General features: G+C 56.7%; 12 protein-coding genes. 6 read left to right on the top strand and 6 right to left on the bottom strand.

The features are described 5' to 3' along the window. Nucleotides 1-94 precede the first annotated feature (94 nt). Nucleotides 95-1903, bottom strand: a complete 1809-nt coding sequence (glmS, locus tag NLK60_RS13315) for a glutamine--fructose-6-phosphate transaminase (isomerizing) (protein WP_254808258.1) — start codon at nt 1901-1903, stop codon at nt 95-97. A 686-nt stretch (nt 1904-2589) separates the two neighbouring features. Continuing rightward, nucleotides 2590-3228: a helix-turn-helix transcriptional regulator gene (locus NLK60_RS13310; protein ID WP_254808257.1), complete on the bottom strand. Its 639-nt coding sequence runs from the start codon at nt 3226-3228 to the stop codon at nt 2590-2592. Between the two features lie 349 nt (nt 3229-3577). Here NLK60_RS13310 and NLK60_RS13305 point away from each other — a divergent pair, with 349 nt between their 5' ends. From NLK60_RS13305 to NLK60_RS13290, 4 genes are read left to right on the top strand one after another with little or no spacing between them, the layout of a single operon-like run. Further along, nucleotides 3578-4969 carry a nucleotide sugar dehydrogenase gene (locus NLK60_RS13305; RefSeq protein WP_254808256.1) on the top strand — a complete coding sequence of 464 codons (1392 nt, stop codon included), beginning with the start codon at nt 3578-3580 and terminating at the stop codon, nt 4967-4969. 4 nt (nt 4970-4973) lie between these two features. Beyond that, entirely contained in the window at nt 4974-6086 is a 1113-nt protein-coding gene (locus NLK60_RS13300) for a DUF354 domain-containing protein (RefSeq protein WP_254808255.1), read from the top strand. Next, nucleotides 6083-7045 (top strand): glycosyltransferase, encoded by a 963-nt coding sequence (locus NLK60_RS13295; RefSeq protein WP_254808254.1) that lies wholly within the window; start codon nt 6083-6085, stop codon nt 7043-7045. Before NLK60_RS13300 ends, NLK60_RS13295 begins: the two co-directional genes overlap by 4 nt. Continuing rightward, complete coding sequence (locus NLK60_RS13290; protein WP_254808253.1) at nt 7035-9011, top strand: hypothetical protein; 1977 nt, start codon at nt 7035-7037, stop codon at nt 9009-9011. Before NLK60_RS13295 ends, NLK60_RS13290 begins: the two co-directional genes overlap by 11 nt. A 281-nt stretch (nt 9012-9292) precedes the next feature. Here NLK60_RS13290 and NLK60_RS13285 read toward each other — a convergent pair whose 3' ends face one another. Continuing rightward, a complete protein-coding gene (locus NLK60_RS13285) occupies nt 9293-9868 on the bottom strand; it encodes a metal-dependent hydrolase (protein WP_254808252.1) in 576 nt (191 codons plus the stop codon). Beyond that, nucleotides 9868-10854 (bottom strand): DUF1616 domain-containing protein, encoded by a 987-nt coding sequence (locus NLK60_RS13280; protein WP_254808251.1) that lies wholly within the window; start codon nt 10852-10854, stop codon nt 9868-9870. The genes NLK60_RS13285 and NLK60_RS13280 overlap by 1 nt, the downstream gene beginning before the upstream one ends. Before the next feature lie 369 nt (nt 10855-11223). Here NLK60_RS13280 and NLK60_RS13275 point away from each other — a divergent pair, with 369 nt between their 5' ends. Further along, the gene (locus NLK60_RS13275) at nt 11224-11814 is read left to right on the top strand and encodes a DUF7344 domain-containing protein (RefSeq protein ID WP_254808250.1); all 591 of its coding nucleotides are present in this window, start codon (nt 11224-11226) and stop codon (nt 11812-11814) included. Nucleotides 11815-11830: 16 nt separating this feature from the next. Here the strand turns inward: NLK60_RS13275 and NLK60_RS13270 are convergent, their stop codons facing one another. Both NLK60_RS13270 and NLK60_RS13265 read right to left on the bottom strand, forming a co-directional pair. Beyond that, a complete protein-coding gene (locus tag NLK60_RS13270; protein ID WP_254808249.1) occupies nt 11831-12361 on the bottom strand; it encodes a hypothetical protein in 531 nt (176 codons plus the stop codon). Between the two features lie 291 nt (nt 12362-12652). Then, nucleotides 12653-14347, bottom strand: coding sequence for an asparagine synthetase B family protein (locus tag NLK60_RS13265; protein WP_254808248.1), 1695 nt, complete (start codon nt 14345-14347; stop codon nt 12653-12655). 233 nt (nt 14348-14580) lie between these two features. Here NLK60_RS13265 and NLK60_RS13260 point away from each other — a divergent pair, with 233 nt between their 5' ends. Beyond that, nucleotides 14581-15909, top strand: coding sequence for a polysaccharide deacetylase family protein (locus NLK60_RS13260; RefSeq protein ID WP_254808247.1), 1329 nt, complete (start codon nt 14581-14583; stop codon nt 15907-15909). Nucleotides 15910-16082 lie beyond the last annotated feature (173 nt).

Below are 16082 nucleotides of genomic sequence, written 5' to 3'. Positions count from 1 at the left end.
CCGGGCCTTTTGGTGTCTTAAAGATAGTAAGAAGATAGTGAAAAGATAGTAGCGTGCAGCGAGTGATACCGGACACGAACCCCTCGAGGTGTCGTTATTCGACGGTAACACTTTTCGCCAGATTCCGTGGCTTATCGATCGGGCGGTCGAGTTGCTTTGCGGCGTGGTAAGCGAACAGTTGAAGCTGAACGTTTGCGAGCAGGCCTCCCCAGACGGGGTACGTCTCGGGAATCGAGAGGTGGGTATCCGCGATATCAGTCAACGGCGTGTCGTCCGGACCAATGGCAACGATCGGGGCGCCACGAGACTGTGCCTCGAGGGCGTTCGTCTTCGTCTTCTCGTCGTCCCCGCCGGTCGACACGGCGATCACCGGCGAACGCTCCGTAACCAGAGCGAGTGGACCGTGTTTGAGTTGGCCAGAGGCGAAGCCTTCGGCGTGTTCGTACGTGATCTCCTTAAATTTCAATGCACCCTCCAGAGCGACCGAATGGCCGAGCCCGTTCCCGATGAAGAAGTACGACTCGCTGTCGATACTCTCCTGGGCGAGGGTTTCGGCCGCATTCTGGTCGAGGATCTGCTCGAGGTGATCCGGAAGGTCAGCAAGCGTATCGAGCATCTCCGCTCGATCATCGGTGGGTGTCGCATGCGCCACGTCGTCAGCGAGACGCTGGGTGAGCAACGCGAGGGTGACCGCCTGTGAGGAGTAAGTCTTCGTCGCCGCGACACCGACCTCCGGGCCGGCCCTGATATAGACCGCTTCATCGGCTTCACGGGCTGCCGTAGAGCCGACGACGTTCGTGACAGCGAGCGTCCGGGCACCGTGGTCAGCACCTGTACGGAGTGCGTGGAGGGTGTCGGCAGTCTCACCGCTCTGGGTGACTGCGACGACGAGCGTCGTTTCGTCGACGGGTCCGGAGGCCGACTCGTACTCGCTCGCACGAACGATCTCCGTCCTGAGGTCGGCCACGCGCAACAACTGCCCGCCGTACATCGCTGCGTGATAGGACGTTCCACAGGCGACGAACTGGACGGTTTCGATACCTTCAAAGGTTCCCGCTGGAAGGGCTTCGAACGTCACCTCCCCGTCCTGAATCCGGCCTTCGATCGTATTCGAAAGCGCAGTCGGCTGACTGTGAATCTCTTTGAGCATGTAGTGGTCGTAGGCCCCTTTTCCGGCGTCTTCGGGGTCCCAGTCGACGGTATCGACCGATCGCTCGCGCGTGTTCCCCTGCAGGTCCGTGATTCGATACGTGTCCGGCTCGAGGACGACCAGGTCGCCGTCCTCGAGGTAAATCACCTGATCCGTCTGATCGAGAAACGCCGGGACATCACTCGCAAGGAACCACTCCTCGTCGTCGAGGCCGAGAACGAGGGGTGAGCCTTTCCGTGCTGCGTAAACCCGTTCCTCACCGTCGACGATGGCGGCGATAGCGTAACTCCCCTCGAGGGTGTCGACGGCCTGTCGAACCGCCTGCTCGGTATCGGAAGCGGACCCCAGGTACTCGTCGATGAGGTGTGGAATCACTTCCGTGTCGGTATCGCTTTCGAACTCGTGGCCCTTCGCCGTGAGTTCCGCCCTGAGCTCGTCGTAGTTGTCGATGACACCGTTGTGGACGACGGCAACGTCGCCCGCCATGTCCGTATGGGGATGTGCGTTTTCGTCGGTCGGCGGGCCATGTGTACTCCATCGTGTATGGCCGATTCCAACGTTTCCGTGGGGGCGAGTCTCCAGTGACGATTTGAGGTCGGACACTTCGCCAGCCGTCTTGTGAACCTTGACACCGGAGCCGTTCTGAACGGCGATACCAGCCGAGTCGTAGCCACGGTACTCGAGGTTCTCCAGCCCCGAAAGGAGCGTGTCCGCGGCTTCCCCCTGGCCAATACGGGCGATGATACCACACATTAGCCGTTCACCTCCGTTCGAGAAGCCACCGCAAACCACGTCACACTATCTACCGACGCGGAGACAGCAGGGTGATCGACAGCTGTGCCTGGTACACCGCGGCTCGAGGCTTCGTGCCGGACTGCAGTACTGGTTCGTGTCATAGTTGTTTGTCTTCCGCACCCCATCACTGGAGTCGCGGGTCGCTATACCCACCAAAACGAACAGCGTCCATTACTATAGGACGGGTAAGACTGTCGCTATCGACGGTAGAATCGGAAAGGACGGTTTCAGCGCTTGCAATTCACGGCTTCACAACCGCTCGCCATCGACGCTTGCGTTCATCACGGAGTTCGACAGTGGACAGGGTCTGCCAGTGAGACAGGTGGGTCTGTGACCTCTCCTCGAGTCGTTTATCAGGGGGTTAAATGAGACGATGTACCGGACGAGTTCCTCTCTGACTCGAAGGGATACCCCCTCACTTGTGGCGGACGTCCGTCAGGAAACCATCGTGCATCCGTCCGATGCCCGATACGACGAACTTGCGACTGCCTTCGATACCGTTGGCAATGGCTGTCACTCGAGGTGACACCACAAGCAGAACCAGTGGTCGTCGATGCCAGGGATCGTCAGAGTGCAAGGGGACCGTCACCGGTAACGGCGGTGTGGTGGTTGGATAGCCGTCGCCGGTGACAGCCCATACCCAATCATGGAAGTGGATGCTCGACGGCCTCGGAAGCGAGGCCGTCGTCGGTAATCGTGCCTCTGGTTTCGGACAGCGTAATGACGTTCTCTCGACCGATTGACTGCTTTTCGATCGTCTCGTCTTCGTGCATCTTCGAGCAGATGCGACTGACCTTCGACTTCGACCAGCCAGTTTCTTCCGTGATCTGATGCTGGCGAATTTGACCGTGGTTTTCGACGAGCAGTCTGACCACCTTCCCTTCATCGCTCAGCAGTTCGGGTGGTGTATCGGGCGAGAGGTACTGTTCGAACTCCTGGTGAGTAGTTGTTTGTGAGTGAGTCGTCTGTGCCGATTCATCGTCGGCCTCTGGGACCAGCGACTGAACGCGGTCCTCGACCTCACGTTTCGTGGCAACTGCTCGAATACGAAGCCCAACGAGGCCACTAATCAGCAAGAATAGAACCGCGATCAGGGCTACGTCCCACCCGCTGCCAAGAAAGTGGAGCCAGGAGATCCCCCCGGGAGGGTCTCGAATCCGGGAAAGGGATGTTCCCACTACGATGGCGTGTGCGTGGAGATTGCTAGCCGAAACCGAACCCGCATCGGACAGGGTGGTGGATACGATTGCGAATTCGGTTTCGAACGGGACGTTGGATACCATATGTTGTCGCGGTTCTACCGCGGCCGGCACTTGACCGAGTCACACTGGGTGAGTTCGCCGACCGCACTCGAGAGTGTGGGGTATAGTGCCTTCATTATAGACCCATACAGGTCTGTTTAATTCCGATATAAGCGCGCACGTCCTTCCCTGAGCCGATACGCCGAAATCGGGCGCGAGAACGGCCATAAAACCCCTCTATCGAACCGTCTCACGATTGCAACAGTTTATTCGAGGTATAGTAAACCGCCCCCACTGACTTGGCGAAGTCGAGGAACGCACAGCCGATCACGTGACACCGCTGCAAGCGGGCCGACGCAAGCGGTTGTGTGAACGAATCGACACACCACCCATGACAACAACACTCACTGACACCGAAAAACGAGACGGGAAACAGGATTCTGGCCAGTACGGTATCGCCGATACTGGACCCCTCGAGTACGCTGACGAAACGTCCACACGACAGGCAACGATCTGTGTCGTTGGACTCGGCTACGTGGGACTCCCGTTGGCAGTCGGGTTCGCCCAGGCGGAGTACCGTGTAATCGGATACGATATCGACGAATCGACGGTCGAGAAATTACAGCAGGGGATCGATACGACCGGTGACCTCGAGGACGACGTGATTCAGGACGGCGACATCTCGTATACGACTAACGCGAGTGCCATCAGCCAGAGCGATTACGTCATCATCACCGTTCCAACGCCAATCGACGAGGACGACCGCCCCGACATGAGCTACGTCGAAAGCGCAGCGAGGACGGTCGGGTCGAAGATGACCGCCGGCACGACAGTCATTCTCGAGTCGACGGTGTATCCTGGCTCCACGCGCAGCGTCCTCGTTCCAGCCCTCGAGGAAGCCTCCGGCCTCACCGCTGGAGAAGGATTTTTCGTGGGCTACTCACCCGAGCGGGCCACGCCGGGCGATTCCGAGCACGGACTCGAGGACGTCGTCAAGGTCGTCGGTGCGTCGAACGAGAGCGTCCTCGAGGACGTTGCGATGTTGTACGAAGCGGTGGTCGATGTGGGCATCCACCGCGCACCGTCGATCGAAGCCGCAGAGGCGTGTAAAGTCGTCGAGAACGCACAGCGCGACCTCAACATTGCTTTTGCCAACGAACTCACGAGAGTGCTCGAACAGCTAAATATCGATCCAGCGGCCGTTTTCGAGGCGGCGAGCACCAAGTGGAACTTCCACGACTACCGGCCAGGGCTGGTCGGTGGCCACTGCATCCCGGTCGACCCGTACTTCCTCGCATACCGATCGGCACAGGAAGGATACGATCCGAAACTCATCCGAACGAGCCGCGAAGTGAACGAGTCCATGCCGTCGTACGTAGCCGAGATGACGATTAAAGCACTCAACCGCTGTGGAAAGACGCTTCGAGACAGTCGTGTGCTGGTTCTTGGCCTGTCGTACAAACCCAACGTTGGAGACATTCGAAGTTCGAAGGTCGTCAACGTCATCGACGAACTCGAAGAGTACGATGTCGATGTCGAAGGATACGATCCGTTAGCCGATGACGACGTGGTTCGGGACGCGTTCGGGATCGACGTCCAAGACTCACTCTCGTTCAACGGCTTCGACGCCGTCATGCTTGCCACACCCCACTCCACGTTCGAATCGCTCGATCTCGAGGAGGTGGCCACAGCACTCGAAGCCACTCCTGCATTGATCGACGTGACCGGCGCACTCGAGGAACGTGACGCCGCCAATGCCGGCTTCGTCTACCGGAGGTTGTAAGCCGATGAGACGACCTCGAGACAACGTCGCTGGAGCGGATGAATCGACACTCCGAGTCGTCGTTACGATCCAGCATCCGGGCCACGTCCACTTCTTCAGGCACCCGATCAGTGTCCTCCGATCACGGGGTCACGACGTGCACGTCTTCGCCCGAGAGAACGACGTCGCGATCGAGCTCCTCGAGGCCTACGGTATCGACCACGAAGTGCTGGCCGGCGAGTCGAACGGTCTCTTCTCGCTGGCAGCAGTCCAGGCCACCTACGAGATGCGGCTATTGCGTCGCACCCGACGAATCGACCCACACGTGATTACGGCTATCGGCGGCGTCGCTGCTGCACACATCGCATCCGTGTTGAACACGGAGAGTCTCGTCTTCTACGATACCGAACACGCGAGTCTCATCACCAGTCTCGGCTACCCGTTTGCAGACGTTATCTGTACCCCGGCGTGTTATCGTGACGAACTCGGCTCGAAACAGGTTCGCTATCAGGGCTATCACGAGCTGGCGTATCTCCATCCGAATCGGTTCGAAACCGATCGAGCCGTCCTCGAAGCTGTCGAGCTGGATCCAGACGATCCCTTCGCTGTAGTTCGACTCAGTAACTGGGGTGCGTCACACGATGTGGGCCACGAGGGTTTCGAAAAACCTGCACGTATCGTGGACCGACTCGAGGAGGCGGGTGTCCAGGTATTACTCGCCGCAGAAGGCGAGCCACCGGCCGACCTCGAGTCCTACCAGTTCTCGACGACACCGGAACGGATGCACGATCTGCTATCCCTCGCCGACGTCGTCCTGAGTGAGGGTGCGACGACTGCCGCGGAAGCCGCCGTCCTCGGCACGCCGTCAGTGTATGTGAACCCCCTTTCATTGGGATATACGGCCGAACTCGAAGAGTACGGTTTGTGCTTCGAGTACACCGGGCGATTGCGACACGCACGTGGAGTCGAACGAGCGGTATCGGTCCTCGACGAATCCCCAGCAACGTGGGAACGGCGTCGCGAAAAGTTGCTCGAAGACCGAATCGACGTCACGGATTTCGTCGTCGACCAAATCGAAGCGCTCGCCCATCCACGAACGTTCGATCAGCCAGCCCAGTCAGTCCCAGACCATCCATGAAAGTGCTACAGCTGGTCACCTCACCACGACCCTTCTTCGACCAGCAAGTGTCGACCCTCCAGACGCGCGGTGTCGACTGTACGGTCCTGGCCGTTCCCGGCCAATACGGTGGCGATTCCGGTCGGTCGGTGACGGCGTACGCCCGATACTATCGCGACGTGCTCTCAGTGATCAGATCGGGGGATTTCGACCTCGTCCACGCGAACTACGGGCTGGTCGCACCGTTTGCCTTCGCACAGCCGATTCGTCCCGTCGTGGTGACGCTATGGGGGACAGATCTGATGAGCGATCACGACTGGTTACGGTCGGTGAGCCGGTTCGCCGCTCGGCGAGCTGACGCCACAATCGTTCCGAGTCAGGTCATGGCAAGCGAACTGGAAACCGACTACGACCTGATCCCGTTCGGCGTCGATACCGACCTGTTCAGACCGATTTCACGACAGGTTGCTCGTGAGCGCGTCGGCTGGGAAAGCGACCGCCAGATTGCGCTCTTTCCGTACGACGGGACGCGAGACGTCAAAGACTACACACGGGCACAAAAGCTCGTCAGCGGTGCCGACGCCGACCTCGAGCTTCGACCAGTTTCCGGCGTCGACCACGACGAGATGCCCAATTTCATGAACGCGAGCGACGTCCTGCTCGTGACCTCGAAACGCGAGAGCGGCCCCATGGTCGTCAAGGAAGCCGCCGCCTGTAACCTCCCTATCGTCTCGACTGACGTCGGTTTCGTTCGGGAAACAGTCGGGAACCTCCACAACTGCACCGTCAGCGACGACGACGAAACGCTCGTAGCCGGCCTCGAGCAGACGTTCGATGCGGGTAGTCGATCGAATGGGCGCCAATCGATCGACGGACTCGGTCTCGAGTCGCTGGGTGATTCCCTGCTCGAGGTGTATCGACGGACGCTCGACCGAGAAGGCAAAACGAAGTCACGAACGGAGGTCAGCCATGGTGTATAAATCGATCCAGCGGCGACGGCCGTTTCGGCTGGATACGGTTGCTGCAATCGGTGGCCTCTTGCTCGCACTTACACTGTTCCCGCTCCGATTTTTTGCGTCACAGATCTACCTGAATACCGTTCCGATACTCCTTGGAACCGCGTGTGCACTGTATCTCATCGCTCTCTACCAGGAAAACGCACGTGGACTCCCGACCCTTCCCGCAGCGGTGTCGATGACACTGCCAAGCCTCGTACTGTCTGGACTGGCGGGACTCGTGATTCTGACAGTCCTTCAGGGAACACGTACGCCCCTTTTTTTCGGGGTCGCGAGTCTTCTCGGGACGCTGTTGCTCGGACAGATTCTCTTTACGAACGACCAGACGTTCAAACCCGGACTCGTGTTGTTGCAAGTCGTCTTGTTTGCGTTCGTCTTCCGATTTACGGCCCTGTACGTCACACCGGGCTATATCGGAATCGACATCTGGACCCACGTCGAGCTGACGGCCGCAATCCTCGAAGAAGGCTCCCTGGGTGCAATCTCCGATGACAAGCACTTCGCGTCTCCGTTGTACCACCTGCTGGTAGCGTCTTCAGCACTGCTTTATGGGGTTCCAATTCGCACGGCACTGTATCTCTCCGTCGGCCTCGTGATGCCGCTGTCAGTACTGCTGGTCTATGCGGGGACGAACCTGCTCGTTGCACAGCGATGGGCGACGCTAGCAGCCACGTGTTATGCGCTTGCGAGCCACGTCGCGATGTGGGGAATGCATCTCATCCCCACGAGTCTTGGACTCGTCTTTTTCCTCGCCGTCTTGTACGCACTACTTCGAGTGATGCGAATCGAGTACACCTTTCGCGACTTCTCACTGCTGTTACTGTTGAGTGTCGCCGTTATTCTCACCCACCAAGTCTCGACGTTCATCATGCTCGTGTTGTTGCTGGCGGCGTTCATCGCACAGATCGTATTCGTGGTGGGTCCCCTCGGACTCGACCGTCTCGATACGAGCGTCTTTCGGGCAAAGAAGCCGGTCAACCTCGTTGGACTCGTCGCATTTAATTTCGGCTTCACCATCTTCGTCTGGTCGCTTACCCCGTACCGTCAGGATTCGTTTCTGGCGACTGTACTGAGCTTTTTCACGCAGACCCTCGAGGAGAGTGCTGGTTTCCTCAACATCGCGAGTGACTCCACAGCCGACTCAACCGAGACAAGCACGGAAACGACCCAGACATTGGTCGAACAGATCGTTCCGTACGTCGACGCCCTCGGATTCCTGTTTCTCCTCGGAGCTACGTTCGTCGGCTGTCTCTACGTCGTCCATCGGCGACGTGCCGAACAATCGGTGTTTACCCTCCTGTTGGCCGCAGCGTTCATGCTCGTGTTCGTCCTCGGGCTGCCCATGTTTGGCATTCGGAATTTCATTCCGACTCGCTGGTTTGCCTTCCTGTACGCACCGATGGCGATACTCGGTGCGATCGGCCTCCGAACGCTGTACGGGAAGCTCTCTCCCGCTCTCGTCGTCTCCGTCCTCCTGCTATTCGTCCTCGTCTTCCCGGGGGCGATGATCTTCGCCGCCGAAAGCAACGCCGATAACCCGGTGTTCGCCGACCAACACGAACGACTTGCCTATAGTGACGCGGAACTGACTGCTGCAGCGTCGATCGGCGAGTTGACCGGTTCACCCAGTGGCGGTGATATTCGTCCGGACCAACGACTCCACACCGACCATCCGTATCAAACGCTGATCAGTCGAACTGGTGCGTACCCATCGACGACCGCTGCGACCGTCCCCGACGGCAGTGTAGCAAACCACGACTACGTGGTGTATCGAACCACCCAATCTACGGAGGCGACGTTCTTCCGAGATGGTGATGGGGACGGTCGGATCGAACAGATCACTCGAGATCGGCTTTGTCGCCCCGATCAGGCTATCGTCTACACGAACGGTGAGGTCTCGATGTGTACACCCTCACCGGCATCGATGTAGCTGAGCCGCTGTGTATCGACCGTTCCAATCTCGACGAAATCCATTTTCAAGGTGTATGATGACGACACCACGTCCTGAATCAACAGGAACCGACGACGACTCATCTGGCCGCACGAGTACTGCCGGAGGAGCTTGTGATCGGACCAAGAGAAGCGGCTATCACACTTTCTGATAGCGTCTGGATCGAACCTCGACGAACGTCCTTGCACTGGTGACACCACAAAAACGGTGTCGAAAGGTTCCTCGAGGGAGTGTCTTACTCCCAGGAGGCGAGAAGAAAATCACTGGAGTGTGTTCCGCACGACACGCCACCCGTCACTGAGAACCGGTGCCCCGTCCGAGAGCCAGAGACCGACAACGGCCACCCCCAGCAGAAGTTGGATCCCCAGCTGGAACGTCAGACCACTTTCTACGATGGCCGTCGTATCGCGAAGAACATAAACGACGAAATGATCGACGAGTCCGCCGTGATTACCGGTTGGCGGCGACGAAAGTGGCCAAAGAACGACGCGTGGTTCGATCGGTCGTCCGTATCGAACCGGATTCAACACATCGGTCACAAGATGTGAGGCGTATGCAAGCGAAAATCCGACGGCTGGCATGACGGTATCGGACCGGATAACCACTGCAAACACGAACACACAGATGAGCGGCGCGACGAATATCGAATGCCCAATCGAATAGCCCGTCTCCGTCAGGCCAAACGTCCAGGCGAGTGGCTTATCAACGAGGTCAGGGAGTTGTGAGCCAATTGCGACAGCGATCGTTTCACGGGTCGACGGCGACCGATGTAACCACAGGTTCGTACACAACGAGTACAGCACGTACGCAACCGCAAGATGTTCCCACGGCCACATCACGATACCTCGATCGGCAGTGTTATGACACGATAGGCGTTGTCGACAGTGGGGTCGTCTGGAGGGTCACCGTCGTAAAGCAGCACGGTGAGCCGGAGATCACCGTCTTGCATCGTCGGCGTCACCTCGAGCGTCTGTTGTTGTGTCTCACCGTCGCCGACCGTCGTCGTCTGTCGATCGAGTTCGTCGGTTTCGTGCACAGTGACGTTCCCATCTTCGTAACTCACCTGCTGGATCAACAGCACGGTTGTGTACGTCTGTTGATCGTGTTCGTGGTTCGTGATCGAGGTGTTCATGGTCGTTGTCTCACCAGACGTGTACGTCGACTCGTACATCGTCTCGACGTCACCTGTGACAGCATCGGTTTGGATCGAAAACTCCGTGTATCCATCAGGCTGTGGTGGGTTTGCCACGGCAAATCCCACACTGGCGACTACCAGGAACAGACTGAGTACGATTGCGATATTGTAGAGTCGGTAACTCGAGGCGTTGAGAAGCGATGGCCGTGACTGAAAAAACAGCGATGGAAAAGAAAGTGACGGAACGTAACGTCGTTCCGGCCGACACCGGTATCGAGAAATGATCGCGATAACGGAAAGAATAACGGTGACGATTGAAATCCCGGAGAGTACCGTTTCGAGGGTGAAACCCCCAGGGGTTGCGGACGGAATAAGGGCAATCACTGGAACGAGGAAAACGCTAAATACAGATGACAGGATGAACCGTTCGATGGGTTCCAAACCACCACTCACCAGCAGTGGGTTTCCAAGTCCGGTTTTGTGTTCATCGAAGGAGTGATACGAATCGTTCGGTTTGTCCGGAAACAGCGCAGAGACCAGTGCATACCCGGGAAGAAAGAGGACTAGTGGAATAGCGAGCCCAATTCGTACGACACCAGTTATTCCCGAAAATATGCCGAATGTGAGAAGGCCTGTGGCAGCGATGACAACAGCCTGATCGAAAAACCACCAGTTCGTGTCGCTCATTGCCCACACATACGGGCCAACAGCGGTTTATTATCGTCCAGATAAGCCCCAATATCGAGGGGTGAATGACGCCGATGCATAACGGCCACGACACTAAACCCCTTAAGTAGACTTCGGTGGTTCTAGAGCGGTAAAAACATTGCATGAACTGAATTGAAACGTTAGTTTGTTTCTGTATATTTATTTGGATAATAATGGGCTCCTCTATTTCATAAAACTCCTCCTATGGCAATTTTGGCAGCCTGTATCGCAGATTTAAAATTATATGAAAGGTTATGAGTCGGTCGTGAAATGGAATAAAATGTTCCTCGAAGAAATACACGATTTCAATACTTTATTACCCCCTCCTGTTTAAGCAAAACTGGTACGATGAAAGCAGATAATATCAGTACAGAAGAACAGGATGAGCACACCACCGATAGTGCAAACGATCCTGGTGAGACAGCGAAGCGTTTTTCCATGGACGAAATCTTTCATCTGCTGCAAAACGAGCGTCGTCGCATGGTACTCCGGTATCTTCGGGGCACCGAAGGACCCGTACGCATGCGCGATGTCGCAGAACAGGTCGCTGCATGGGAACACAACACCACCGTCGAACAACTCACGTCAACCCAGCGCCAGCGCGTGTACATCCCACTGTATCAGTCCCATCTGAAGAAACTGGATAAAGCAGGTGTTATCGAGTACCAGCAAGACCGTGGCATCGTCGAGCGAAAGCCACTTGCAGACCAGGTCGATCAGTATCTCGAGATCGAACCCACGACGGAGTCCACAGATGAAAACGGCGGACAGGGGCCTGAATGGGGCGATTATTACATCGGTACCACAGTGGTGGGTTATGCGGTGGTTTTAGGAGCCGTAATGGAATTGCCTTTTACCTCGTTTATCTCGGGTATCAGCTTGGCTGCGCTGATCTTGCTCCTCTATACAGTGGTTACTATCGGGTGGAACATCAACTAAACACAACAGTTACCCATTATGGAACTACCCACAGCGTAAACAATATTGTCACGAGAGAAACCAACACAGCAGTCAGTGTCGACAGTGAGACGAACGCAATGACTGGAACCAGGAGGGTAATCGCCACTACCCCCAGAAAGGTGAATGAGTGAAGACTCCTGTGCGATGTATTAGCTACAGTGGACTGGACGGTCCCGTCCGTTTGATTGAATTCGATGTCTCCGCTCGCATCAAGTGCTGGGAGCATTTCACACTGGAGATGTTGGTGGACAGCAGCCCACGTATCAATTGGTGGTCGTGCCGGCTCTATTAACTGGTCAGCGATTTCATCAACCGTAACAGGTGTTTCCATACTTTCGATAACAGCCAGCAGACGCTCGTCGGATCGTGGAATGTACGCATCCACGCGGCTCTCGTCCTGTGAATCACTGTTCGGGAAACCGCTTCCCGAGCACTGATAGACCGTCACACCAGACACATCGTACACCCCAGTGTCGGATTCTTCCGTGGACGTGTCAGACCGAAGCCACGACGGCGTCAGACGCATGTCTCACGTTATATGTCGGTATCATATAAGCATATTCACGGTTCACCGATGATAAACGGAATATAATCACAATAAACGGGCACAGTCAGCCATCTAGAGGATGTTTTTGCTGTTATACGACGAGCGAAAACACACTCAAACAGAGATCATGTGTGGCCAGCGAAACGATTGATGCACTACCGCGACCCTGTCTTGCGGTAGGGGGGTGTACAATCGTTTTCACTGGCTACTACAATATAACGCACGAGCAAGACAGATCGGCAGTTTGTACCCAGGGCCGATACGTTACGATCAGATCGGTACCGTTTCTGGCGGTTGCAATTCCGAGAGCGCTGGTGCATCTGATCCCCGCCACCGCTCGAGCCAACCACGAAGATCGAGAAGTCTCAGTTTGTGCCTTGCTGGAAGGCTATGGACGTGTTCGAGGTCACCGAGCATACGTTGATCCAACTGATGTCGTTCGAAGAGTTGTTGTCGGTCCGGCCACGGAGGTTCGAACGAGGAAAGAAACGGCGTCTTCCGTCGGACGAAACCTTCCACCTCATTAAATAGCGTCGTTCCGTACGGACGATCCGGTGGTCGGTGTCGAAGAATGTTCGAATCCAGTTGTTCACAGGCTCTGAGGAAGGTCTCTGTCGTTCGATGTTTCGGCGGTGTCCGAAGGTGCCACTCGATCAGTTCACGATCAGTCGCCAAAAACGAGGTCAAGAAGTGATCCGACAGCTGGCTATGAAATGGGATTGACGGCTGGTTTGCAATCCCACAACAGGTGAGTGTGTTTTGCACACTATCTGTGCGATCACGATACGACTCGAACTCCGATTCGATTGCCTCGCTGACGAACGGTTCCGGATCGATACCGAAGGATGTTCGATGGGCCAGCGATTCACTCGCCTCACGGTTGTACCCGAACTTCCCGAGAAGCGTTTCGACCGGGTTCGGGTTGGACTCGAGTTGGCCGATGGGAATCCGTTTACCGAGAACGTCGATAGTCTCCTGGGCAGTGAAATGGCCGCGGAAAAACGTATCACAGAGCAATCCATGATACATCGTATCGACGTCGATCTCGTCTGTGTATCCGGCGTGGTGGATGTGGAGTGATTCTTTGATTCCCTGTGAGTAACGCAGTTTCCTCTCTTCGGGCCGAAGGTATCGTCCATCAGGTGGAAAGGCCGTGTGAGCCACGTCGTACTGGGCCGCAAGTCGATTGGCACCCCGAACTTCCTGAGCAGCAGGGCTTCCAACGGTGTAACTCTGTTCGAGGTCGGAAACCTGGGAAAGGATAATCCGTGAATCGTAGCCGGCCGAGAGCAAGACGCCTTTTTTCCCCGGTAACGTCGACCGGCGCTCGAGCGCCCGTTCGAGTCGAGCCGCAAGTTCGTCCACGTAATCGAACGAGCGTGGCTCGTAAACGAACCGGTCAAGTCGATCAACCGCAGTGGGAGTGAGCCGAGAATCCAGCGGAAGGCGGTCGAGTTCAGCGACGGACGTCTTTTCGCCGAGAACGACGCCCAGATGCAGAAACTCGAGGATTCCCTGCTGGTCGAGGGTTGGATTGGAGATCGAGCGACCAACCATGGCGGCGTCGGTGCCAAAGACCCGGACTCCCGGTTCGTCCGTGTAGAAACACGCCCGTGAACGGACTGGGTCCGTAACGACGAACGGTTCGTCACTACTCTCGAGGTGGATAACGGCGAGATACGAACCGTTGAGCGCCGATAGTACCTCACGGCCATCTTCTATGTAGGCATCGAGCAACCACTGAGCGGCGTTCCCTTCGTCAGTTGGGGGGTACACCTCCCCCCAGATAACACAGAAACCCTCGTCGTTCGCGTGCGTCGCACTCCAGCCAGGCGTGGCGAGATCGCCATCCTTGATGCCGACGGTGAGAGTCGGGCCGCTAAGCACCGTGTCGAACTCGTCGTCCGTTCTGAATCGCTCAAACGTGTCGATACCGCCGAAGACGCCGAAAAGTTCCCTGTTCATCGATAACGACCTCCGCTGGTAGTCTGCGTACGGTCGAAAGCGGTTCCGTTCGAAAAACGGAGCCGACACGTACGCTTCACTGGAGTGGGATACGATCGATATCGACATTACTATGGTATTGTTAAGCCCGAATTCCGTAGTTTTCGGACTGGTAGACAACGCTCAGATGTGAGGTCAATTTCGACTATCCTATCTATAATAATGGGCCTCCCGTCGGTAGCCTCGGGCCGAGAATGTCACAGCAACACGCAACGCGACGACGGTTTCTCGCACTGTCGGGTGCCGCCGGTATCACCGGTATTGCAGGCTGTACCAATCGGCTCGAATCAGCAACGGACGAGATCAGCAACAGTTCGGCAAACGGAAACACGGACGACCCGAACGAATCGGCACCCACCGTTTCGGATGGCGTGCCGTCCCTCGAAACCGAGTACAACAGTCGAGAACGATTTCGACAACCAGGGACGTCGTATGACGACTTTAGCGACCTCGACGGCTGGGAGATTGTCCAGGGATCGGGAGACGCGGACGAAGATATCGTCTTCGACGGCGAACAAAGCCTCAGACTCGAATCGGAAAACAGTCAGAACATTATCGCACAGCGTTCGCTCGAGGGCGAGGATCTGACAGCGACCGATCTGTCGTTTGCCATCCGAACGACGACACCGCAGAACCTGACGGTCAACCTCCGTCTCGTCGACCAGTTCGGGAGCGAAAAGGTGTACTCACTCCGTGAAGTCACGTATCGGACGCCCGAAGTCGGCTGGTTCCGTTCGAGTCCTGGTGTGTTCCAACAGAGCGAATACGAACCGGCGATGGATCATCTGGACCGACTCGAAATCCAGGTGTTGCACTCGATGGACGAGGCAACCGTCTGGATCGACGATCTGCGAACCCACGAGACACCGGACCAGGGGTACGTAATGCTGGTCTGGGACGACGGCTTTCGTGACTACTACGACGTTGCCGCACCGTTGCACGACGAATACGGGTTCCGGACAGTGCAGGCTCCGGTTCCCCGCTGGACTGAACAGGGCCGTGAAGGAATCATGTCCGTCTCTGAGCTTCAGGAGCGCCAGAACGAGGGTGATCAGATCGTCGTCCACGGGACGCACACCCCGATTCACGAGTACGAAGACGAGGCCGAAATCGAAGCCAGACTTCGACAGGACAAACAGTGGTACATCGACAACGACTTCGAGGGTGCGAACTACATCGTGTATCCACACAATAGTTTCGACAGACGAAGCCTCGAACACAAGGAAAGCTATCACCACTGTGGCGGGTTCAATCAGGCTGGTAACGTCAACACGACGAGCGTCTACGGATTCGACCCGCTCGTGCTTCCGCGGACCATCGCCCACGACCTCGAGATATCGAAACGGTGTGTCGACCTTGCCGCAACGCACAATCAGTGTACAATCCTCAACTTCCACACCTTCGATGCGGATAATACGGTGGGGGAAGACGATTACGAGGCGTTACTCGAGCACATCGATGAAACCGACATCGAGGTCATCACGTTCGACGATCTCTGGGAGCTCCGAACGAGTCAGGAGTGACGAAGGCGTCAGCTGCGTCCGGAAGTCGACAGTACCCTCAGACGGAGAAAGAACCACTGGCGTCCTCGCGGGTACAACTTGATCATCTGCATACCCCCATGCATGAACGGTATGACGAATCTTTCTTCGAGTCGTCAGAGTGGTCGCTTCGAGGAGAATCGCAATTTCGTTTC

It is taken from the genome of Natronosalvus amylolyticus, from assembly GCF_024298845.1.
Classification (GTDB): domain Archaea; phylum Halobacteriota; class Halobacteria; order Halobacteriales; family Natrialbaceae; genus Natronosalvus; species Natronosalvus amylolyticus.
This window is presented reverse-complemented; position numbering and strand designations above follow the sequence as displayed.